Annotated in this window: 20 protein-coding genes and 2 tRNA genes; 13 read left to right on the forward strand and 9 right to left on the reverse strand. The window is 69.7% G+C overall.

The window, feature by feature from the left end; translation table 11 throughout:
- Position 1: 1 nt before the first annotated feature.
- A complete protein-coding gene (locus tag JN22_RS22635) occupies positions 2-1,531 on the reverse strand; it encodes a class I SAM-dependent methyltransferase (protein WP_085556055.1) in 1,530 nt (509 codons plus the stop codon).
- Between the two features lie 212 nt (positions 1,532-1,743).
- On the opposite strand from JN22_RS22635, the gene JN22_RS22640 reads away from it, so the two are divergent.
- Both JN22_RS22640 and JN22_RS22645 read left to right on the forward strand, forming a co-directional pair.
- Positions 1,744-1,819: transfer RNA gene (locus JN22_RS22640), tRNA-Lys, on the forward strand.
- Positions 1,820-1,846: 27 nt separating this feature from the next.
- Positions 1,847-1,922: transfer RNA gene (locus JN22_RS22645), tRNA-Lys, on the forward strand.
- Positions 1,923-2,056: 134 nt separating this feature from the next.
- On the opposite strand, the gene JN22_RS22650 is transcribed toward JN22_RS22645, so the two are convergent.
- The 3 genes from JN22_RS22650 to JN22_RS22660 all read right to left on the reverse strand — a co-directional run bounded on the left by JN22_RS22650 (position 2,057) and on the right by JN22_RS22660 (position 4,808).
- Positions 2,057-2,437, reverse strand: a complete 381-nt coding sequence (locus JN22_RS22650; protein ID WP_085556056.1) for a hemerythrin domain-containing protein — start codon at positions 2,435-2,437, stop codon at positions 2,057-2,059.
- A 109-nt stretch (positions 2,438-2,546) separates the two neighbouring features.
- Positions 2,547-4,349, reverse strand: a complete 1,803-nt coding sequence (locus tag JN22_RS22655; protein ID WP_085556057.1) for a M3 family oligoendopeptidase — start codon at positions 4,347-4,349, stop codon at positions 2,547-2,549.
- Between the two features lie 102 nt (positions 4,350-4,451).
- On the reverse strand, positions 4,452-4,808 hold the full coding sequence (locus JN22_RS22660; RefSeq protein ID WP_085556058.1) for a hypothetical protein: 357 nt from the start codon (positions 4,806-4,808) through the stop codon (positions 4,452-4,454).
- 152 nt (positions 4,809-4,960) lie between these two features.
- Here JN22_RS22660 and JN22_RS22665 point away from each other — a divergent pair, with 152 nt between their 5' ends.
- From JN22_RS22665 to JN22_RS22685, 5 genes are all read left to right on the forward strand, one after another.
- Positions 4,961-5,404, forward strand: coding sequence for a DUF3574 domain-containing protein (locus tag JN22_RS22665; protein WP_179166212.1), 444 nt, complete (start codon positions 4,961-4,963; stop codon positions 5,402-5,404).
- Between the two features lie 172 nt (positions 5,405-5,576).
- Positions 5,577-7,499 (forward strand): propionyl-CoA synthetase, encoded by a 1,923-nt coding sequence (locus JN22_RS22670; RefSeq protein ID WP_085556060.1) that lies wholly within the window; start codon positions 5,577-5,579, stop codon positions 7,497-7,499.
- 207 nt (positions 7,500-7,706) lie between these two features.
- A complete protein-coding gene (locus JN22_RS22675; protein WP_085556061.1) occupies positions 7,707-8,396 on the forward strand; it encodes a metal-dependent hydrolase in 690 nt (229 codons plus the stop codon).
- 221 nt (positions 8,397-8,617) lie between these two features.
- The gene (locus JN22_RS22680; protein WP_085556062.1) at positions 8,618-9,130 is read left to right on the forward strand and encodes a sigma-70 family RNA polymerase sigma factor; all 513 of its coding nucleotides are present in this window, start codon (positions 8,618-8,620) and stop codon (positions 9,128-9,130) included.
- On the forward strand, positions 9,130-10,080 hold the full coding sequence (locus tag JN22_RS22685) for an anti-sigma factor family protein (RefSeq protein WP_085556063.1): 951 nt from the start codon (positions 9,130-9,132) through the stop codon (positions 10,078-10,080). The genes JN22_RS22680 and JN22_RS22685 overlap by 1 nt, the downstream gene beginning before the upstream one ends.
- Positions 10,081-10,207: 127 nt before the next feature.
- On the opposite strand, the gene JN22_RS22690 is transcribed toward JN22_RS22685, so the two are convergent.
- Entirely contained in the window at positions 10,208-10,657 is a 450-nt protein-coding gene (locus JN22_RS22690) for a pilus assembly protein TadG-related protein (protein ID WP_085556064.1), read from the reverse strand.
- A gap of 366 nt (positions 10,658-11,023) precedes the next feature.
- Between JN22_RS22690 and JN22_RS22695 the strand changes: the two genes are divergently transcribed.
- The 3 genes from JN22_RS22695 to JN22_RS22705 all read left to right on the forward strand — a co-directional run bounded on the left by JN22_RS22695 (position 11,024) and on the right by JN22_RS22705 (position 13,381).
- The gene (locus JN22_RS22695) at positions 11,024-11,185 is read left to right on the forward strand and encodes a hypothetical protein (RefSeq protein WP_179166213.1); all 162 of its coding nucleotides are present in this window, start codon (positions 11,024-11,026) and stop codon (positions 11,183-11,185) included.
- Positions 11,186-11,282: 97 nt separating this feature from the next.
- Entirely contained in the window at positions 11,283-12,611 is a 1,329-nt protein-coding gene (locus JN22_RS22700) for a DNA polymerase III subunit epsilon (protein ID WP_085556065.1), read from the forward strand.
- A gap of 113 nt (positions 12,612-12,724) precedes the next feature.
- A complete protein-coding gene (locus JN22_RS22705; protein WP_085556066.1) occupies positions 12,725-13,381 on the forward strand; it encodes a DedA family protein in 657 nt (218 codons plus the stop codon).
- Positions 13,382-13,384: 3 nt separating this feature from the next.
- On the opposite strand, the gene JN22_RS22710 is transcribed toward JN22_RS22705, so the two are convergent.
- Positions 13,385-14,020, reverse strand: a complete 636-nt coding sequence (locus JN22_RS22710; protein WP_223677847.1) for a LysE family translocator — start codon at positions 14,018-14,020, stop codon at positions 13,385-13,387.
- 233 nt (positions 14,021-14,253) lie between these two features.
- On the opposite strand from JN22_RS22710, the gene JN22_RS22715 reads away from it, so the two are divergent.
- Together JN22_RS22715 and JN22_RS22720 are read left to right on the forward strand one after the other, a co-directional pair.
- A complete protein-coding gene (locus tag JN22_RS22715; RefSeq protein WP_085556068.1) occupies positions 14,254-15,252 on the forward strand; it encodes a BMP family lipoprotein in 999 nt (332 codons plus the stop codon).
- Between the two features lie 15 nt (positions 15,253-15,267).
- Positions 15,268-16,842: an ABC transporter ATP-binding protein gene (locus tag JN22_RS22720; RefSeq protein ID WP_223677848.1), complete on the forward strand. Its 1,575-nt coding sequence runs from the start codon at positions 15,268-15,270 to the stop codon at positions 16,840-16,842.
- 33 nt (positions 16,843-16,875) lie between these two features.
- Here JN22_RS22720 and JN22_RS22725 read toward each other — a convergent pair whose 3' ends face one another.
- Positions 16,876-17,304, reverse strand: a complete 429-nt coding sequence (locus tag JN22_RS22725) for a VOC family protein (protein WP_085556069.1) — start codon at positions 17,302-17,304, stop codon at positions 16,876-16,878.
- Positions 17,305-17,430: 126 nt separating this feature from the next.
- Here JN22_RS22725 and gcvA point away from each other — a divergent pair, with 126 nt between their 5' ends.
- A complete protein-coding gene (gene gcvA, locus JN22_RS22730) occupies positions 17,431-18,315 on the forward strand; it encodes a transcriptional regulator GcvA (protein ID WP_085556070.1) in 885 nt (294 codons plus the stop codon).
- A 204-nt stretch (positions 18,316-18,519) separates the two neighbouring features.
- On the opposite strand, the gene rpmG is transcribed toward gcvA, so the two are convergent.
- Both rpmG and JN22_RS22740 read right to left on the reverse strand, forming a co-directional pair.
- A complete protein-coding gene (gene rpmG, locus JN22_RS22735) occupies positions 18,520-18,687 on the reverse strand; it encodes a 50S ribosomal protein L33 (RefSeq protein ID WP_085556071.1) in 168 nt (55 codons plus the stop codon).
- Between the two features lie 147 nt (positions 18,688-18,834).
- Positions 18,835-20,448: a S41 family peptidase gene (locus JN22_RS22740; protein WP_085556072.1), complete on the reverse strand. Its 1,614-nt coding sequence runs from the start codon at positions 20,446-20,448 to the stop codon at positions 18,835-18,837.
- Positions 20,449-20,498 lie beyond the last annotated feature (50 nt).

Below are 20,498 nucleotides of genomic sequence, written 5' to 3' on the forward strand. Positions count from 1 at the left end.
GTCAGCGCACCCCCAGCCGAGCCAGCAGCGGCTGCCGCCGCGCGGTGAAGGCCGCGTGACGGCTCGCCAGTTCGGCGATGCTTTCCTCCGCGCTCTCGAATCGGCGGCCGTCCCGCCCCAGCGCGATGCCGTCCGCCGACAGGTGGCGCCACGCCAGGTCCGCCGGATCCTCGGCCAGCCGGGCGGCCAGCAGGAACAACCCCTCGATCCGCGACAGCGCGACCCCCGATCCGAGAAGCGGTGAGGCGAGATGCCCCGGCGTGTCGCCGCTGCGGTGGCGCTCCAGCACCGCGCCGTTGAAGCGGTCGGCCTGGGCCTGCCGCTCCGCCAATCCGTCCTCCTCCGGCAACGGGGCGGCGAAGCCGAGGCTGGTCAGCAGGACGAGGGCGCGCACCACCGCCGCTTCCCCCTGTGCGGCGAGCGCGGGAAGGGCGAGCAGTTCGCCCAGCCGGCGCGGACCGGCGCCCAGCGCCTCGCCCAGCGGCCCATGCACGGCGCGGGGGAAGGGCAGGCGGCCGAGCGGGGTGGAGGCGACCTCGGGGAGATCGTCGGGCGGCACCAGCAGGGCGAAGCGGGTGGCCCGCAGCAGGAGGGAGCGTTCGGCCGGCGTCAGCCGCTCGCCGCCCTTGACGAACAGGTCGCGGCGGAAGCTGCGGTTGGTCAGCACGTCGCGCAGGGTCTCGGCCACCGCCGGGTCGGCGGCCTCGGCCGCCATCGCCTGGGCGGCGGGGGAGAGGGTCAGGTCGTCGAGCTGCTCCATCGGCACGGCGGCGCCGGCGAACTCCAGCTTGGCGGCGGCCAGTTCGCGCGCGACGTCGGCGTGGTAGAAGGCGGTCCAGTCGCCGTTCAGATACTCGTGCGCGATGTAGTTGGGCGATTTGTGGCGCAAGGATTCGATGCGCTCCGTCACCCCGTCCGCCCCGGCGAACCAGCCGCCGCCCAACGCCGCGAGGCGGGCGGCGAACTCCACCGCCCGCTCGATGCGGTCGGGCAGGGGGCCGGTTCCGGCGGCGCACTGCTCGACCAGGAGGCGGCGCAGCGGCATGTGGGCGAGCGTGCCGGGCAGCGCGTTGTAGCTGACGAAGACGACCCCGCCGGGGGCCAGCCGGCGACGCAGCACCTCCACCAGGATGGCCCGGTTTTCGGCGCTGACCCAGGACCAGACGCCGTGCAGCGCCACCGCGTCGAGCGGCGGCCCATCGCGCCGGGCGTGCTCGGCGAAGCTCTCCTCCAGGAAGGCGGCGTTGGCAAGGCCGCCCTCCGCCGCCAGCCGGCGTGCCCCGGCGATGTGGGAGGGGTTGAAGTCCATTGCCTCGAAGCGCGCGCGCGGGTTGGCGCCGGCCAGCACGGCGCTGGTCAGGCCGTGGCCGCAGCCCAGCTCCGCCAGGGTGAAGGCGCCGTCGCGCAGCGCCGTGGGCGGACGCCAGCCGCGCAGCGTCAGTGCGAAGGACAGCAGCGCCGGCGACCAGTCGCGGTAGAAGGCGCGGATGTAGTCGATTCCGCCGACATACCCTTCCGTCCAGCCGTTCATGCCGTGTCCTCCCCTGCGATCATCCGTTGCGCGGTGGTGTAGCGGGCGGGTGGCCGGCACCGCTTCAAAAAAATGCACGCATTCGGGTATTTTGCTATCGACAGCTCCGAGGGGCTTCGCTATAAACCGCGCCACACCGGCCGGGCCCACGGCAAGGCCGGAACGATGGACAGTCGGTTGCGCGAGCATCGGCTGGTCATCGATCGAGAGATGGGCGCATAGCTCAGTTGGTAGAGCAGCTGACTCTTAATCAGCGGGTCCAAGGTTCGAGTCCTTGTGCGCCCACCATCTCTTGAAGCGAACGACGTTGCGGATGGGCGCATAGCTCAGTTGGTAGAGCAGCTGACTCTTAATCAGCGGGTCCAAGGTTCGAGTCCTTGTGCGCCCACCATCCCAGCGGACGACGACACGACGACCCACGAAAAGCCGGCCTCCCCATGGAGCCGGCTTTCGTCGTTTTTGGGCCGGTTCCAGGCGGCCTGGTCCGGCGATCCGGATGCCTGAAACCGCCCGGTCCGGTCATGATCAGGGCGCGTTCGCCAGGAAGGCCGCCGTCACCCGGTCCATCGTCGCCAGATGATTGTGGAACCAGTCCGGGAACTGGTGACGCAGATAGCGCCGGGCGCGCTCCTCCCCGCCGCCGGCCAGTTCGGCCTCGACCGACGCGATGCCCTCCAGCACGCGGGCGTGCTCGCCGCTGTGGCAATGCAGGGCGAAGAAGCCCTTTTCGGTCATCAGCGCCTCCTCCCGCGCGAAATGCTCGCGCAGATGATTGGCGAAGGCGGCGAAGGGAGCGACCAGCGCGCCGGCCGGCGCCGCCTTGGCGGCCTCCCACAGTTCCAGGGAATCGGCGTGGTCGCGGTCCATGACCGCGTAACCCAGGGCGATGTCGTCGAACGCGATCATGGCGGGTGCTGTCCTTGGAAAAGAACGTGGGGGAAAAGAAAATGGCCTCCGGAACCGAAGCTCCGGAGGCCATCATACCCACACACGAATCAGGGATGATTGACCGCGGTCAAGCCGCCTCCAGCTCGTCGACGAATCCGCGGATGACGTTCAGCCCCTTCTGCCAGAAGGCCGGGTCGGAGGCGTCCAGCCCGAAGGGGGCCAGCAGCTCCTGGTGGCGCAGCGTGCCGCCGGCCGTCAGCATCGCCAGATACTTCTCGGCGAAGCCCTGCTCGGCGTCCTGGTAGACCGCGTAGAGCGAGTTCACCAGACAGTCGCCGAAGGCGTAGGCGTAGACGTAGAAGGGCGAATGGATGAAGTGCGGGATGTAGGACCAGTAGTTGCGGTAGCCCTCGTCGAAACGCAGCGCCGGGCCGAGGCTCTCGGTCTGCACGGCCATCCAGATCTCGCCGATGCGCTCGGCGGTCAGCTCGCCCTCGCGGCGCTCGGTGTGGACCCGGCGCTCGAAATCGAAGAAGGCGATCTGGCGGACCACCGTGTTCAGCATGTCCTCGACCTTGCTCGCCAGCATGATGCGGCGGCGCTTCGGGTCGGTCTCGGCGGCGAGCAGGGCGCGGAAGGTCAGCATCTCGCCGAAGACCGACGCGGTTTCGGCCAGCGTCAGAGGCGTGTCGGACAGGAAATGCCCCTGCTTGCCGGCGAGGATCTGGTGGACGCCGTGCCCAAGCTCATGGGCGAGCGTCATCACGTCGCGTGTCTTGCCCTGGTAGTTGACCAGCAGGTAGGGGTGGACGCTGGGCACCGTCGGGTGGGCGAAGGCGCCCGGCGCCTTGCCGGGGCGGACCGGGGCGTCGATCCACGGGTTGTCGAAGAAGCGCTTGCCGATGCTCGCCAGCTCCGGCGAGAAACGGCCGTAGGCGCCGAGCACGATGTCGCGCGCCTCGTCCCAGCGGATGCTGCGGTCGCTGTCGTCGGGCAGGGGGGCGTTGCGGTCCCAGTAGTCGAGATGCTCCTGGCCGAACCATTTGGCCTTCAGCTTGTAATAACGGTGCGACAGGTCGGGGTAGGCGCCCTTGACGGCGGAGGCCAGCGCGTCGACCACCTCGTCCTCGACCCGGTTGGACAGGTTGCGGGCGGCGGTCGGCGTCGGGTAGTTGCGCCAGTTGTCCTCGATCTCCTTGTCCTTGGCGAGCGTGTTGGTGATCAGCGCGAACAGGCGGGAGTTGTCGCCCATGACCCGGCCGACCACCTCGCCGGCCTCGCGGCGGGCGGCCGGGTCGCGGTCGGACAGGCGGTTCAGCGCCTCGGCGCAGGTCAGATCCTTGCCGCCGATGGGGAAGCGCAGGCTGGCGATGGTCTCGTCGAACAGGCGGTTCCAGGCGGCGCGGCCGACGACGTACTTGTCGTGCAGCAGCCGTTCGGCCTCGTCGGAGAGCTGGTGGTCGCGGTAGAGCCGGGTGTCGCGCAGCCAGGGGGCGTAGCGCGCCAGCGCCTTCGACTGCTTCAGCCTGGCGGCGAGCGCCTGTTCCTCCAGCCGGTTGATCTCCAGCGTGAAGAAGATCAGGTGGGCGGAGATGGCGTTCACCCGCTCCTGCGCCGACTGGTAGAATTTGGCGATGTCGGGATCGACCATGTTGCCGTTGTAGACGAGCCCGGCGTAGGACATGGCGCGCGACAGCGTCTCGTCGATGTCCTCGTAGGCGCGGATGGCCGCCGCCAGCCCGTCGCCGTCGAGATCGGCAAGCTTGCCGGCGTAGCGGTCGCGGAAGCCCTTGGACTCCGTCTCCATCCGGTCGAGGTCGGCCTTCAGCTCGGGCGAGTCCATGCCGGGATACAGGTCGTCGAGGTTCCAGGCGGGAAGAGCGCCCAGATCCGGGCTGTCGGTTGCGGCCGTGGCGGCGCTGCTGGTCATCGAACCCTCCTGACGATTGGTCCGATGGATATAAGCGCCCCCGTGTTCGGCTCAAAGCCTTGCGTGAGCGATGAAAGCCCTGCGTGAGCGACGAACAGGGGGTCAGGCCGGATCGGCGTCCTGCGCGCGGCGGATCGCCGCCTCGACGCATTGCAGGTGCAGCTTCTTGCGGGCCAGCAGGCGGGCGCGGCGCTCCTCCGGGTCGGTGCTCGCCATCGCCTCGATCCGGCAGCCGCGCCAGCCGTTGGCGTCGAGCGCGCGGGCGACCTCGGCGTAACCGAAATAGCCCTTGTCCGGCTGCGGCCAGGGCGGGCGGAAATCCGGCTGGCGCAGCACGAAGCGGTTCGACTGGCTGCCGCCGCCGAGGTTGGTCAGCCGGGCCACGATCAGCCGTTCGCCGTTGCCATGCACGACGGTCAGGATGGGGCGGATCCCGGTGATGGGCGGATCGGACGACATGCTCCATCCATAGCCGTCCGGCGACCGTCTGACCAGAGACTAGGGCGGGCGGGATGGCCGGCGATCCGGTGCAACCGCTTCACCGGAAACGGAAAATCGCCTATCATCGCCCGATCCGTTCCACGGAAGCCCGTTCCACGGAGGCGACCCTCATGATCCGCGCGGCCCTGCTGTCCCTCGCCCTGCTGTGTCCGGCCGGCGCCTTCGCCCAGTTCGCGCCGGCACCGGCACCGGCGCCGCTGCCGGTCATGGACTGCGCCGCGCTGGCCGGCAGCCCGATGGTCGAGGCGACGCTCTACTTCGGCCGCAACGTCGGCGACGCGGTGGGCGTCAGCGAGAAGGATTGGACGCAGTTCCTCGACCGCGAGATCACGCCCCGCTTTCCCGACGGGCTGACGATCCATGACGCCTTGGGCCATTGGCGCGACAGCGGGACCGGCCGGCTGATCCGCGAGCCGAGCAAGATCCTCACTCTGCTGACGCCGCAGGACGCCGCCTCGCTCACGCTGATCCGCGAGATCGTCGACCTCTACAAGGAGCAGTTCCACCAGCAGTCGGTCGGCACCGTGCTGCGCCCCGCCTGCGTCGGGTTCTGAGACGGATTGGGAGATAACCCGAAAGTAGGGGGTGTGACGGTCCGTCGCACCCCCGACTTTCTGACATTTGCACAAGCTTATGGACTCGGCGCAGATTGGGGTGGGGGAGCGTGGCGATTCGTTGCGCGCCCGTGAGGAAATGCTGGCCAAATATAACAAAGGGGACGCCCCGATGAGCCCGAGCACAGCCGAACGCTTCAACGAGATGCACGCCCGCTCCCTGTCCGATCCCACCGGATTCTGGGGCGACGCCGCCAAGGACATCGACTGGTACAAGCCGGCCGACACGATCCTGGACGACAGCAACGCGCCCTTCTACCGCTGGTTCGTCGGCGGCGAACTGAACACCTGCCACAACGCCGTGGACCGCCACGTCGCGGCCGGGCGCGGCGCGCAGGCGGCGATCATCTACGACAGCCCGGTGACGCAGACCGTCCAGACCATCAGCTACGCCGAGCTTCAGGACCAGGTCGCCCGATTCGCCGGCGCGCTGCGCGCCCAGGGCGTCGGGAAGGGCGACCGCGTCCTGCTCTACATGCCGATGATCCCGCAGTCGGTCGTCGCCATGCTGGCCTGCGCGCGGCTGGGGGCGGTGCATTCGGTGGTGTTCGGTGGCTTCGCCCCCAACGAGCTGGCGACGCGGATCGACGACTGCACGCCCAAGGCCATCGTCTCGGCCTCCTGCGGCATCGAGCCGAACCGGGTCGTCAAGTACAAGCCGATGCTCGACGCCGCCATCGAGCAGTCGTCGCACAAGCCGTCGCGCGTCATCGTCTTCCAGCGCCCGCAGGAGACCGCCACCCTGGTCGAGGGCCGCGACGTCGACTGGGCCGAGGCGGTGGCGGCGGCCGAGCCGGCGGACTGCGTGCCCGTCGCGGCGACCGACCCGCTTTACATCCTCTACACCTCGGGCACGACCGGTCAGCCCAAGGGCGTGGTGCGCGACAACGGCGGCCACGCGGTGGCGCTGCGCTGGACCATGACCAACATCTACAACGTCCAGCCCGGCGAGGTGTATTGGGCGGCCTCGGACGTCGGCTGGGTGGTCGGCCATTCCTACATCGTCTACGCGCCGCTGCTGACTGGGGCGACGACGCTGGTGTTCGAGGGCAAGCCGGTCGGCACCCCCGATCCGGGCACCTTCTGGCGGGTGATCGAGCAGCACAAGGTCGGCACGCTGTTCACCGCCCCCACCGCCTTCCGCGCCATCAAGCGCGAGGATCCCGACGCCAACTATCTCAAGAAGTACGACCTGTCGCATTTCCGCGCCCTGTTCCTGGCCGGCGAGCGCTCCGACCCCGACACGCTGCATTGGGCCGAGGACAATCTGAAGGTTCCGGTGATCGACCATTGGTGGCAGACCGAGACCGGCTGGGCGATCTCCGGCAACCCGCTGGGCGTCCATCTCTTCCCGATCAAGTACGGTTCGGCGACTCGGCCGATGCCGGGCTGGGACGTGCGGGTGCTGAACGCCGAGCTTCAGGAGGTGCCGCGCGGGGACATCGGCGCCATCTGCGTCAAGCTGCCGCTGCCGCCGGGCACGCTGCCGACCCTGTGGAAGGCCGACGAGCGCTTCAAGAAATCCTACCTCGCCGACTATCCCGGCTATTACCAGACCGGCGACGCTGGCTTCATCGATGACGACGGCTACGTCTATGTGATGGCGCGCACCGACGACATCATCAACGTCGCCGGCCACCGCCTGTCGACCGGCGCGATGGAGGAGGTGCTGGCCAGCCACCGCGACGTGGCGGAGTGCGCGGTGATCGGCGTCGCCGACGACCTCAAGGGGCAGGTGCCGCTCGGCTTCGTTTGCCTCAAGGCGGGGGTGAGCCGTCCGCACGCCGACATCGTCAAGGAGATCGTCGCTCTGGTGCGCGAGCGAATCGGCCCGGTCGCCGACTTCAAGCGCGCCCTGGTGGTGGAGCGGCTGCCGAAGACCCGCTCGGGCAAGATCCTGCGCGGCACCATGCAGAAGATCGCCGACAGCCAGGACTACAAGATGCCGGCGACCATCGACGACCCCGGCATCCTGCCGGAGATCGCCGAGGCGTTGCAGTCGCTCGGCTACGCCAAGTCCGGCGGCGCGGCGTAGGAATCGCGGCATAGAAATCGCGGCGTAAGAATCGCGATGGTGGCGGAGGGGGCGTTTTCCCGCCTTTTCCCTCTCCGCCACACGCACCGCATGGTTGTTCCGACTGCGTTCCGATGCTAGGATTTCCCTCCGTTTTCCGTGCCACGGCAGACGCGGAGACCGTGGAGGGGAACCGAGGGTGCGGGCATCGGGGGAGGGCGGCGCGGAATGATGGCGTCCTCGCACATCATCGTCGGTGCCGCGACCTGGACATGGCTGTCGGCGCGCTTCGGCCTGCCCGCGCTCGACCCGCTGGCGCTGGGCATGGCGGTGCTCGGCTCGCTGGCGCCCGACATCGACCACCCGAAATCGGCGCTGGGCAGCCGGCTGAAGCCGATCTCGATTCCCATCTCCGTCGTCTTCGGCCATCGCGGCATCACCCATTCGCTGCTGGCGGTCGGGGCCTGCACGTGGCTGTTCCTGGAAAGCGGCGCCTACGCCCGCTTCACCGCGCCCTTCCTGGTCGGCTACATGATGCATCTGGCGGGCGACCTGCTGTCGCCGGCCGGGCTTCCGTTGCTCTATCCGCTGAAGCGGCGGCGCACCTTCGCTCTGCCGATCATCAAGACCGGCGGCTTTTCCGAGCAGATCGTCGTCGTCCTGCTGTGCGGCTGGCTGATCTCCGGCCTGTTCGGCTGCGACTGGCGCGGCATCCTCGACACCGGGCCGTGGCGCAGCGTCGTCGCCGTCCTCGACGAGACCGAACGCGCGCTGTCGCGGCTGCGGCCGGTGGTGGAAACCCATGTCCCGTCCCACACCCCCTCCCACGCCTCGCCTGTTCCGCCCAAGCCGGTTCCGAAGCCGGTGCCCAAGCCGCCGCAGCGGGTGGCGGCGGTGGCCTGCGGCGGTTGCGGCTGAAGCCTTTCCGCGTCATCGCCACCTTTTCGCCGGAATTTTGCTGCACGCCGACAAAAGTCTGGAATAAAGGATGCGGGACGCGCGTTCGCACCCATATGCATCGGGTCCTTGTTCATAAGGCCCGGCCCTGGATTGCGGCGCCGCGTTCCTCGTCTCGACCCCTCCGTCGAGAGGGGGCCATGGCGCGAGCCATGGCGTGACCGAAACGATCGGGTGCGCGGTTGAGCAAATTCGGGGTCGATCTGGAAGTCCACATTGCGTCCTTGCGGCGCTACGCGCGGGCTTTGCTGCGCAACAACCGCGCGGACGCCGAGGATCTGGTGCAGGAAGCGCTGACGCGCGCGGTGGCGCGCGCCGACAGCTTCCAGGCGGGGACGAACCTGCGGGCGTGGCTGTTCACCATCCTGCACAACGTCCACGTCAATCAGGTCCGGTCCAAGGCCTCCCGTCCGGTCGAGGTCGACGTCGAGGACGTCGAATCGAAGCTGGTCACGCCGGCACGGCAGGAGGAGCGTGTTGAACTGCGCGAGATGATGCGCGCGGTCGACGAACTGCCCGAGGAGCAGCGCAAGGTGCTGCTCCTGGTGGCGCTGGAGGGCCTGAAATACGACGAGGTCGCCGAGATGCTCGGCGTGCCGATCGGGACCGTCATGTCGCGCCTCTCGCGGGCGCGCGAGGCGGTCAGGGCGAAACTGGCGAACGAGGGCGGCGTTGCCCTCCGGCGGGTGAAGTGATGAGCGCGCAACGGGTGAGCGAGGCCGAACTCCACGCCTATGTGGACGGCCAATTGGACGGCAACCGCCGTCTTGCGGTGGAACGCTGGCTGGCCGACGATCCGGAGGCCGCCCGGCGGGCCGAGGATTACCGGACGCAGACGGCGCTGCTGCACGACCTGTTCGACACCGTGCTGCGCGAGCCGCCGACCGACGAGGAGCAGGAACTGGCCGACCGGCTGAAGGGCCGGCTGGCCTTCAACGACAACCGGCCGCCCTGGCACGCCCGGCCGCTGGTGCGATTCGCCGCCGCCGTCATGCTGGTGGTGGCGGGGGCCGGCGGCGGCTGGTTCGGGCGCGGCGCCCAGGGTCCGTCGCCGGTGGTCCAGCAGCAACAGCAGCAGCGCCAGACGCTGGCCACTTTCGCCGAGGAGGCGACCCAGGCCCACCGCTTCTACACCGCCGACGAGCGCTTCCAGGTCGAGCTTGGCGCCGACAACCAGGACGAGCTGAACGGCTGGCTGTCCAAGCGGATGGGACGCGACGTGTTCGGGCCCGATCTGGGTCGCGTCGGCTTCCGGCTGATCGGCGGGCGGTCGCTGCCGACCGATCTCGGCGCCGGCGCCCAGTACATGTACGTCAACGACGGCAACAAGCGGATCACGCTGTTCGTCGGCGCGCCGCGTTCCGGCAACGCCTCGGAGTTCAGCTTCACCCAGAACGGCGACGTCCTGACCTTCTACTGGGTCGAGGGACCGCTTGCCTATGCGCTGGCCGGGCGTCTGTCGAAGGAGGAGCTGCTCCAGATCGCCAAGGCGGTCTACAGCGACGTCAAGGCCGGCCCGCCGCGCCGCGAGGAACCGCCACCGCAGGATCAGCGCCCGCAGGACCAGCAGCAGCAACAGCAGCAGCAGGACCAGCCGGCCGGCGTTCAGCCGATCAGCGACACGCAGAAGCCGAAGGACAGCTGAGAAGAGGGGCCGCCGTTTCCTTGCGTCATGCCCGTGCTCGGCACGGGCATCCACGGGCAGGCTTTAGGGTTCCGCGTGGATGACCGGGACAAGCCCGGTCATGACGGGAGGCGCCGCTGCCGAAGCGTCACTGCGCCTTGCGGGCGTGCTGAACGGCGCGCCGCACGATGGAGCGGGCTTCGACCGTCACGTCGCCGTTGCCGAACAGGCGCAGGAACATCGCGTTCAGCGAGGCGCGGCCGCTGACCGTCAGCGTGCCGGCCGCCGCATCCTCGGCGATGGTGAGCGGGGCGGCGTGGGCGCCCAGGAAGCCGTTCGGGAAGGCCTTGTCGAAGAAGCTGCGAATGTGTCCGTCGCGCTGGGTGTCGAACATCACCCGTCCGCCGGCCAGCGCCGCCGAATCGACGGCCTGGGCCAGCCGGGCCCGCACCGCGTAGCCGCGCAGCGCGTCCACCGTGCAGCCGGCCCCGAGAATCGCCGGCGCGGTGAGGACCAGCGCCAGGACGAGCGCGAAACGTCGACCCGTCCGCCGGCCCTCATGCCCGCCGTAGGGCAGGGGACGATAGACCAAGGTCATGCCGGCCTCCCAAGCAATCGCCAATGTGAAATGCAGTGATGAAGATATGCGGCCCTCTCTTAACATGGGTTTAAGGCTGCGAGAACCTGGATTTTACCAAAAAGTTCACAACGAGTTTCGGTGTATTTTATATGTTAACCATTCCCGGTCCGCGCGATGGGGCGCGGCGCCGGAAAAACCCCTGTCGAGGCCATGCCATGATGAGGTCGGGGTGGGCGGTTCGACTTGCCGGATGCCTTTGGTCCGCAAGGGAATGAGGCAAGTTTGCGACAAATCTTAACAATGCCGGCCCCGTTCAGACATTGTTTCCCGACCCGGCGCCAGAATCTTGCGGATCCTGTCACTGTTCCTCCTCCGCGAGCGCGCATGCCCGACCTCTCCTCCCTCTTCCGCAACCGGGCCGGTCTGCCGGTCCGCGACCATGCGCTCCTGGTGGCGGTGGTCGCCCTTCTCCTCCTGGGCCTGTCGGGGGAGGTGCGCGGGTCGCTCGCCGTGCTGATGGCCGGCTTGCCCGGCCCGCTCCTCTGAGCCGCCCTTTCGGAGCGCGGAACGGCGGGCCGCTTCACCGTTTCCGCCGCTGTGGGTAATGTCGGGTCATGATGGTGACGCAACGGGAGGCGGCCCGATGATGGGCGGTGCATGGCGGGTGGCAATGGCGGGGCTGGTGACCGCCGCCGCGGCCCTGGTCTTTCTCGGCATGGACATCGCCGGGACGGCCGGCATCGATCCGGGCGTGCCGATGCGGGAGGTCCAAATCCGCGACATGGCGGCGGCCGGGATCGGTCTGATCGCCGTGTGGATCGTCTTCGCCAAGCTCAACCGCCATTTCCGCGATCTCGGGCGCCTGCGCGACCGGCTGGCCGGGGGAGGGGGGCGGAGCCGTGACGACGACTGGGCGTCCGGCCGCAGCGACGAGGTCGGCCGGCTGGCCCAGGCCGCCGCCCAGTTGGCGCGTCCCGACCGGATGGCCGAGCGGACGCTCCCCGGCCGTCCGGAACGGAGCCTGTCGGCCCTGCTGGGCCTGGCGGATTCGCCGCTTCTGCTGCTCGACGACCATGGGCGGGTCGAGCGGCTCAACGCCGCCGCCGTCCGCCTGCTGGGCATCGGGGAGGGCGACGACATCGGCCAGGCGCTGGTCCGCGCCGATCTCGCACGGGCGATCGAGCGCGCGCGGGGCAGCGGCGAGGCGACGCCGGCCGTGCTGCGCCGTTCCGACGAGAGCGAGCTGTCGGCGCGGGTCGTCGATCTCGGGCTGAACGCCGGGGTGGCCCTGTCCTTCGTGCGCGGCGGGGCCGGGTTGAGCGGCACCCGCACCCTGTCCCTGCGTCCGGCCGCTCCGGCCGAGCCGCTGGGCGACGAGCAGCCGCTGGCCTCCCTGCCGTTCGTCGCGCTGTGGGTGGCCACCGCCGGGCCGGGGCCGGAGGAAGGGCCGGTCGTCGCCGTCGGCACGGTGCGTCTGGCCGGGGCGCGGGTGTTCCGCACCGTGTCGCTGTCGCTGCTGGTCGATCCCGCCACCCCGATCGCGGCGGAGGCCACCGCCCGCCACGGCATCGCCACCGGCACCGTTGCCGGCGAGCGTCCCTTCGCCGAGGTCTGGCCGTCGGTCGCCGAGGCGATGCACCATTGCCTCGCGGTCGGCGTCGGGGTGGATATGGCGCTGGCGGCGCTGGCGCGGACCTGCGCGCAGGTGGGGCTGCCGCTGCCGCCCCTGCCGCCGTCGCTCGATCTCGGCGCCCTGGCGGTGGCGCTGGAGCCGTCGCTGGCCGGTGCGGCGCTCGACCGGCTGGCGGATGCCTTCGGCGTGGCGCCGGCCGCCGCCGGGCCCTTCGCTCCGGCGCTGCGGCAAGCCGAGCTGGCGGCGGTCCTGCTGCGCCGTCTGGACGCGCGCGGCATCGCCACCCACGGGCAGGTTCGGGCGCTGCTGGCCGGTGGGTCCGGTTCCGCGCCCGCTTGACCCGGAATCCGACTCGGGAACCGCCGCCACCGCCGGAGCGTTGCTTGTCCCATGGCGGCGTTCCAACCAGCGGCAATCGACCGGTGTCCATGGCCGGCGGCAGGCGGTGACCGATGAGCGGTGGATTGACGGACTGGCTGGTGCAGGTGATGCACCAGCTCGATTATTTGGGGATTTTCCTGCTGCTGGTGCTGGCGCGCGTCGTGCCGCCGGTGCCCGCCGAGTCGGTGATCCCTCTGGCCGGCATCGGCGCGGCGACCGGCGAATACAGCCTGCTCGGCATCGCCATCGCCGGCGGGCTCGGCTCGCTGGCCGGGCAGCTGGTCTGGTTCCTGCCGAGCCGCCTGATGGGGCGCGACCGGCTGGAGGCTTTCCTGAAGAGGTATGGTCCCTGGCTGACCATCCACCCCAGGAAGGTGCGGCGCAGCACCGACTGGTTCGAGAAGCGCGGCGGCCTCGCCGTCCTGTTCTCGCAGCCGGTGCCGGGCGTGCGCACGCTCATCTCGATTCCGGCGGGGGCCTGCCGGATGCCGATCCTCAACTATTGCCTGGCCGCCGGCGCCGGGTCGGTCCTGTGGACGCTGGTGCTGGCCTGGACCGGCTACACGCTGTCCTCCTGGCCCTTCGCCCACCGGCTGGTCGGGTATGCCACGGTCGGGCTGCTGGTGGTCCTGGTCGGTCTCTACCTGTTCCGGCTGGTCGGCCATCTGCGCCTGCTGCGCAAGGGGACCGCCGGCCCGCAGCCCTACACCCCGTCGCCCAACTGCTGAGGGTCAGCCGGCGTTGGCGGCGATGCCGGTGGCGGCCATGCCCAGCGCCCACAGGCCGAATGCGGCCAGGGCCACCCCGGTGCAATGGTTCAGCATGACCAGTCCGCGGTCGGAGATGCGGTGCCGGACGGCCGCCACCCCCATCGACAGGGTGAACCACCAGAGCGACGCGCCCAGGAACACCCCGAGAACCAGCGTCGACGCCTCGACCCGGTCCAGCGTGCCGCCCAGCCCGAATCCGGCGAAGATGGCGATGAAGGCCATGATCGTCGCCGGGTTGGTCAGGGTCAGCGACAGGCCGGTCATGAAGCCGCCGATCCAGGTTTTGCTGTCGGGGGCCGAGGCCGCCTCGCGTTCCTCCGCGTCGGGTTTCTGGCGGAAGGTGCGGACGGCGACGACCAGCAGGAAGATGCCGCCGACGAGCTGGAAGGCGACCTCGTGCCCGCGCAGGAAGCTGAGCGCCGCCGACACGCCGAAGGCGGCGATGGCGCCGTAGATGGTGTCGGCGATGGCGGCGCCGAAGCCGGTGAAGAAGCCCATCAGCGGGCCGTGCTGAAGCGTGCGGCGGATGCACAGCAGGCCGATCGGCCCGACGGGCGCGGCGATGGCGAACCCGAGGACGATTCCCTGAATCAGCACCCACAAGCCTGCCACCGCGCGTCGCCCCCATTCCAGGAATTCATCGCGGTGTCGATTCGTCGCACCGGCGCGTCGGCGGGTGATAAACGGCCCGGCCGCATCCGTCAATCTTCCATCCTTCAACCGGGGGAACCCGGATTCGCTGCTGTTCGAGCCGAGTGTTTCTTTGTTGTGTGGAATGATGGGACGGATATCCTTTGGGTCAAGTTTCGACGTCCGGGAGAGGGTGGGACATGAAGACGCGTTTTCTTGCCGCGCTGTTGACGGGTTCGGCCCTGGCTCTGCCGATGGTCGCCGCCACCGCCCCGGCCGTGGCGCAGGAGTTCGTGCCGGCCGTGGTGTTCGACCAGGGCGGCAAGTTCGACAAGTCCTTCAACGAGGCCGCCTACAACGGCGCCGAAAAGTTCAAGAAGGACACCGGCACCGCCTATCGCGAGTTCGAGATCACCAACGAGGGCCAGCGCGAGCAGGCGATGCGCACGCTGGTGCGGCGCGGCGCCTCGGTGATCGTCGCCGTCGGCTTCTCGCAGACCGCCGCCGTCGAGAAGGTCGCCAAGGATTCGCCCAACACCAAATTCTGCCTGATCGACGACAAGCTCGACGCGCCCAACGTCCAGTCGGTGACCTTCAAGGAGCATGAGGGCTCCTTCCTGGTCGGCATGGCGGCGGCGCTGGTGTCGAAGACCGGCAAGGTCGGCTTCGTCGGCGGCATGGACATCCCGCTGATCCGCAACTTCCTGACCGGCTACGAGCAGGGCGTGAAGCACGTCGCGGCCGGCAACGAGGTGTTCGTCAACATGACCGGCACCACGCCGGCCGCCTGGAACGACCCGACGCGCGGCGCCGAACTCGCGAAGAGCCAGTTCGGGCGCGGCGCCGACGTGGTGTTCGCGGCGGCCGGCGCCACCGGCCTCGGCGTGCTCCAGGCGGCGGCGGACGCCGGCAAGCTCGGCATCGGCGTCGACAGCAACCAGAACCATGTCCATCCCGGCAAGGTGCTGACCTCGATGGTCAAGCGGGTCGACGTCGTCGTCCACGACTGCATGAAGTCCGCCAAGGAGGGGAGCTGGAAGCCCGGTCACCGCGTCGTCGGGCTGAAGGAGGAGGGCGTCGGCTACGCGCTGGACGCCAACAACCGGGCGCTGATCTCCCCGGAGGTCGAGGCGAAGCTGGAGGCCGCCAGGAAGGACATCATCGACGGCAAGCTGGCGGTGAAGCCCTACCAGCCCTGACGCCACGGCCCCGCCATGGATGGCGCCCTCCCGCCCCCGAATCCCGCCCCCGGCTCCGCCCCGGCCTCGCCTCCGGCCGCGCTGGAGGCGGTGGCGATCAACAAATGGTTCGGCGCCAACCACGCCAACCGCGACGTCTCGCTGGCCATCCCCGCCGGGACCATCCACGGGGTGATCGGCGAGAACGGCGCCGGCAAGTCGACGATCATGAGCATCGTCTACGGCTATCTGCGCGCCGACAGCGGAGAGATCCGGGTGAACGGCCGGCCGGTCGCCATCCGCAGCCCGCGTCACGCGCTGGCCGCCGGCATCGGCATGGTCCACCAGCACTTCATGCTGGTCGATCCCTTCAGCGTGCTGGAGAACGTGCTGCTGGGGGCGGAGGGCGGCGTCACGCTGTCGGTCGGGCTGGCCCGCGCCCGCGCCGAGCTGACCCGGCTGGCCCGCGACTACGGGCTGGAGGTGGATCTGGATTGTCCGGTCGGCGATCTGCCGGTCGGGGCCCAGCAGCGGGTGGAGATCCTGAAGGCGCTCTACCGCGGCGCCGACATCCTGATCCTCGATGAGCCGACCGGGGTGCTGACCCCGCAGGAGGCCGACCATCTCTTCCGCATCCTGCGCGCGCTGCGGGCGCAGGGGAAGACGGTGGTCATCATCACCCACAAGCTGCGCGAGATCATGGAGCTGACCGACAACGTGACGGTCATGCGGCGCGGCCAGGTGGTCGCCGACGTCGCCACCCGCGACACCAGCCGCGAGCAGCTCGCCGAGCTGATGGTCGGCCGCAAGGTTCTGCTGCGGGTCGACAAGCCGCCGGCCCGGCCGGGTGCGGAGGTGCTGCGGGTGGAGGGGCTGCGGGTGCGCGACCCGTCCGGGGTGGAGCGGGTCAAGGGCGTCGGCCTGTCGGTGCGGGCGGGGGAGATCGTCGGCATCGCCGGCGTCTCCGGCAACGGCCAGTCGGAACTGCTGGAGGCGCTGGCCGGGATGCGGCCCATCGCCGGCGGGTCGGTGCGGCTGCGCGGCGAGGAGCTGGCCGGGCATCCCGAGCGCTTCAACGCGCGGGCGCTGCGCCGGCTCGGCGTCGGCCATATCCCGGAAGACCGCCAGCGGGTCGGCCTGGTCACCAGCTTCTCGGCGGAGGAATGCTCGATCCTCGGTTTCCAGGACGACCCGGCCTGGAACGGCGGCCTGCTGCTGGACCGTGGCGCGGTGGCCGAGCGTTGCGCCCGCCAGATGGAGGATTACGACACCCGTCCGCGCGATGGCGGCCTGAGCGCCGCCAACTTTTCCGGCGGCAACCAGCAGAAGATCGTGCTGGCGCGCGAGATCGAGCGGAATCCCGACCTGCTGCTGGTCGGCCAGCCGACGCGCGGCGTCGACATCGGCGCCATCGAGTTCATCCACCGCCGTCTGGTGGCCCTGCGCGACCAGGGCAAGGCGATCCTGCTGGTGTCGGTCGAGCTGGACGAGATCCGCGCGCTGTCCGACCGCATCCTGGTGATGTTCGACGGCCATCTGGTGGGGGAGGTCGCTCCCGACGAGGCCGACGAGAAGCGGCTGGGCCTGATGATGGCCGGCGCGGCGGATTGAGGTCCCTCTCCCGCATCGGGAGAGGGACGATCCTTATTTCGCGAACAGCTGCCCCATGTCGGCGAACGCCTTGAACTCCAGCGCGTTGCCGGCCGGGTCGAGGAAGAACATGGTCGACTGCTCGCCGACCTGCCCCTTGAAGCGGGTGTAGGGCTCGATCACGAATTTGACGCCGGCCGCCTTCAGGCGCTCGGCCAGGGCATCCCAGTCGGCGGGGTGCAGCACGACGCCGAAATGCGGCACCGGCACGTCGTGGCCGTCCACCGGGTTGTGGTGGGCGCCGGGAGTCGCCTCGTCGCGCGGCTTCAGGTGGGCGACGATCTGGTGGCCGAACAGGTCGAAGTCGATCCACTGGTCGCTGCTCCGCCCTTCCGGGCAACCGAGCACATGGCCGTAGAAGCGGCGGGCCTCGGCCAGATCGTCGACCGGGAAGGCGATGTGGAAGGGCGTCAGTGTGCTCATGGGTGAGGTCTCTTTCCCGCTGGCGGATGGCTGTTGCGGTTCCCAGCAGACCGTATCGTCGCGGGGTTGACAAACGAGTTCTTGGTCGGATTTGTATGAGTTGAACTCATAGATCGGCCCAACCCCATGTCCGACCGCTCCCTGCCGTCCCTGAACGCCGTCCGCAGCTTCGTCGCGGTGGCCCGCCATCTCAGCTTCACCAAGGCGGCGGCCGACCTGTCGGTGACCCAGGGGGCGGTGAGCCGCATGATGCAGACCCTGCACGCCGACCTCGGCGTCGAGCTGTTCCGTCGCGTCGGGCGCGGCATCGAGCTGACGCCGACCGGCGAGGCGTTCTACGCCGAGGCGTCCCAGGCGCTCGACCGCATCGCGGCGGCGGCGCGCGCGGCGCGGTTGCAGGAGGGCGGCGTGCTGCGGGTCAGCGCGTTGCCGACGCTGGCCCAGCGCTGGCTGGTGCCGCGGCTGAAGCGTTTCCAGGCCGAGAATCCCGACATCCTGGTGGACGTCAGCGTCGGCGAGCACAACGTCGATTTCGCCAAGGAGCCGCTGGACGTCGCCATCCGTTTCGGGGTGGCCGGCTGGCCGGGCACCGTCACCACGCCGATGATGGCCGAGACGATCGGCGTCTTCTGCGCGCCGTCGCTGTTGGAGCAGGGGCCGCCGCTGCGCCACCCCTCCGACCTGCCCAAGCACCGGCTGTTGCAGCACACGACGCGGCCCGATTCCTGGCGCGGCTATCTCGGCGCCTTCGGTCTGACCCTGCCGGAATCGTCCCTGTCGCTCGGCTTCGAGCATTTCTTCATGATCATCGAGGCGGCGTCGGCCGGCATGGGGGTGGCGTTGCTGCCGGTCTTCCTGGTGCAGGACGATCTCGCCTCGGGCCGGCTGGTGCAGCCTTTCGCCGAGACCCTGCGCCAGCGCGGCAGCTACTTCATCGCCCACGCGCCGGGGGCCGAGCGGGCCCGCCGGGTCCGCCAGTTCAAGGCGTGGCTGCTGACCGAGATCGGCTGAAACAGCGCGTCATGCCCGGACTTGGTCCGGGCATCCATCGCCGCAAATCACGATGGAAAGGTTGCGCGTGGATGGCCGGGTCAAGCCCGGCCATGATGAATGGGGAAGGCGGTTGTCAAAAAGAGATGGAGCTGTTTGGGATCGGCCCAAAAACGAAAAGGCCGCCCATTGGGCGGCCTTTCGTAGAACGGTCGATTGGGAGCCTTACTTGATCTTGGCTTCCTTGAACTCGACATGCTTGCGAGCCACCGGGTCGTACTTGCGGAACGACAGCTTCTCGGTGGTCTTCTTCGGGTTCTTCTTCTTCACGTAGAAGAAACCGGTGTCAGCCGTGCTCAGCAGCTTGATGAGGACGGTGTTCTGCTTGGCCATGATCTCGATCCCGACAAAAAATCCGTGCCCGCCGGCCCGGCGGGGGCGGCGTCGTAGCGGCGGAAGATACCGTCTGCCACCACGATGTCAAGAGTTAAGGGAGGCGGCTTCCAAGAAGAAAATCATCCCCCGACCAAGTCGCCGAGTCTAACGCTCCGCCACGGTGTTGACCACGGCAAGAGCCGCCGCGCGCTGGTAAAGCGCCGGTTCGGACAGCAGGCGCGTCGCGACTTTCAGGTCCAGTTCCGGTTCGTGCTCCTTCCAGGGGCAGGACTCGCGGAGCCGGGCCAGCGCCTGCTCGTCGTCGGCCGCCTTGGCGCGCCAGCCGGCGATCTGGGTCGGGCGCAGCCGCCCGTCGCGCAGGTCGCCCAGCAGGGCGTCGGGGTCGTCCTGGCCGGCCCGGCTGGTGCAGACGGTGGGTTGGACGCCCTGGCGGTGCAGCGTGTAGCCGGCCGGGGTGTAGATGCGGCTCCAGGTCAGGAAGAGCTCGCCGTCGTTGGGCAGGCGGGTCACCGTCTGGACGCTGCCCTTGCCGTAGGAGGAGGCGCCGACCACCACCGCGCGGCCCGAATCCTGGAGCGCCGCCGCCACCACCTCCGCCGAGGAGGCCGAGCGGCCGTCGACCAGCACCACCAGCGGCAGCCCGTCGGCGATGTCGTCGGGGGCGGCGTCGAAGCGCTGGCGGCTGTCGGGATGGCGGCCCTCGGTGGCGATGATGCGGCCGCGCCGGATGAACAGGTCGGCGACCGACACCGCCTGGTCGAGCAGCCCGCCGGGGTTGCCGCGCAGGTCGAGCACGAGGCCGCGCAGGTTCCGCCCGGCGCTCTGGCGGATGGTCGCCACCGTCTCGCGCAGGTTGGCGGCGGTCGTCGCGTTGAAGCGTTCCAGCTTCATCACGCCGACCTGATCGGTGATGGAGTAGCTGACGGTGTTGGGCACCACCCGTTCGCGGCGCAGCGGCAGGCGGCGCGGCGTGCCGCCGTCGCGGGCCAGCGTCACCATGACGATGGTGCCGGTCGGGCCGCGCAGCCGGTCGCGCATGTCGGCCTCGCTCATGCGGCCGGTCAGGTCGCCGTCGATGGCGAGCATCTGGTCGCCGTCGCGCATGCCGGACCGGTCGGCCGGGCTGCGCGGCAGCACGTCGCGCACCGTCACCCGTCCGTTGGCGAGGTCGAGCGAGACGCCGATGCCGCCGTAGCCCTCGCGCTGCGCCCGTTCGTTGGTCGCGCGCTGGACGCCGGTGTAGCGGGAATAGCCGTCGAGGTCGGCGGTCACGCCATCGAACACCACCTGATAGATGCGCTCGGGCGTCGCCTGGGCGATCGGCGGCGAATAGAGGCGGGCGCGGTCGATGACGCGCGTGGTCAAGGTCGCCCAGCCGGCGGCGTCGGCCGCCCCGGCGGCGCCGTACTCGCCGGCCAGGCCGCCGGACACGTACAGGCGTACGGTGCTGTTGGCGCGCTCGACCTTCACGGTCGGGTCGATGACGGTCAGGCCCTTCAGCCCGTCGACGCCGAGCTGGTCGAAGCTGACCGGCTTCAGATAGACCTCGGCGATCTTGCCGAAGCCGACGGCGAAGACCTGTTCGCTGACCGTCGCCGGATCGGCGTTCGGCACGGCGTGGACCGGGTTGCCATGGGCGTTGAGGGCAAGGAAGGCGGCGGCGGCGGGAGCGGCGATGCGTCGGGCTCCGCGCAGGCGATGCGACAGAACCCGGAACGGCGAAACGCGAGACGGAGCGTTGCGATCGCGACTGGCCATGGGGCGAACCCGGCCTCCCTTTCCAGCAAATCCGGACCGGAGGGGGGATG

This window comes from Azospirillum agricola, assembly GCF_020005195.1.
GTDB lineage: Bacteria > Pseudomonadota > Alphaproteobacteria > Azospirillales > Azospirillaceae > Azospirillum > Azospirillum agricola.

Excerpts from the sequence above, each read along its gene's own strand:
- JN22_RS22635 (WP_085556055.1), bottom strand. The coding sequence starts at position 1,531 with ATGAACGGCTGGACGGAAGGGTATGTCGGCGGAATCGACTACATCCGC.
- JN22_RS22650 (WP_085556056.1), bottom strand. The coding sequence starts at position 2,437 with ATGATCGCGTTCGACGACATCGCCCTGGGTTACGCGGTCATGGACCGC.
- JN22_RS22655 (WP_085556057.1), bottom strand. The coding sequence starts at position 4,349 with ATGACCAGCAGCGCCGCCACGGCCGCAACCGACAGCCCGGATCTGGGC.
- JN22_RS22660 (WP_085556058.1), bottom strand. The coding sequence starts at position 4,808 with ATGTCGTCCGATCCGCCCATCACCGGGATCCGCCCCATCCTGACCGTC.
- JN22_RS22665 (WP_179166212.1), top strand. The coding sequence starts at position 4,961 with ATGATCCGCGCGGCCCTGCTGTCCCTCGCCCTGCTGTGTCCGGCCGGC.
- JN22_RS22670 (WP_085556060.1), top strand. The coding sequence starts at position 5,577 with ATGAGCCCGAGCACAGCCGAACGCTTCAACGAGATGCACGCCCGCTCC.
- JN22_RS22675 (WP_085556061.1), top strand. The coding sequence starts at position 7,707 with ATGATGGCGTCCTCGCACATCATCGTCGGTGCCGCGACCTGGACATGG.
- JN22_RS22685 (WP_085556063.1), top strand. The coding sequence starts at position 9,130 with ATGAGCGCGCAACGGGTGAGCGAGGCCGAACTCCACGCCTATGTGGAC.
- JN22_RS22690 (WP_085556064.1), bottom strand. The coding sequence starts at position 10,657 with ATGACCTTGGTCTATCGTCCCCTGCCCTACGGCGGGCATGAGGGCCGG.
- JN22_RS22695 (WP_179166213.1), top strand. The coding sequence starts at position 11,024 with ATGCCCGACCTCTCCTCCCTCTTCCGCAACCGGGCCGGTCTGCCGGTC.
- JN22_RS22700 (WP_085556065.1), top strand. The coding sequence starts at position 11,283 with ATGATGGGCGGTGCATGGCGGGTGGCAATGGCGGGGCTGGTGACCGCC.
- JN22_RS22705 (WP_085556066.1), top strand. The coding sequence starts at position 12,725 with ATGAGCGGTGGATTGACGGACTGGCTGGTGCAGGTGATGCACCAGCTC.
- JN22_RS22715 (WP_085556068.1), top strand. The coding sequence starts at position 14,254 with ATGAAGACGCGTTTTCTTGCCGCGCTGTTGACGGGTTCGGCCCTGGCT.
- JN22_RS22720 (WP_223677848.1), top strand. The coding sequence starts at position 15,268 with ATGGATGGCGCCCTCCCGCCCCCGAATCCCGCCCCCGGCTCCGCCCCG.
- JN22_RS22725 (WP_085556069.1), bottom strand. The coding sequence starts at position 17,304 with ATGAGCACACTGACGCCCTTCCACATCGCCTTCCCGGTCGACGATCTG.
- gcvA (WP_085556070.1), top strand. The coding sequence starts at position 17,431 with ATGTCCGACCGCTCCCTGCCGTCCCTGAACGCCGTCCGCAGCTTCGTC.
- rpmG (WP_085556071.1), bottom strand. The coding sequence starts at position 18,687 with ATGGCCAAGCAGAACACCGTCCTCATCAAGCTGCTGAGCACGGCTGAC.
- JN22_RS22740 (WP_085556072.1), bottom strand. The coding sequence starts at position 20,448 with ATGGCCAGTCGCGATCGCAACGCTCCGTCTCGCGTTTCGCCGTTCCGG.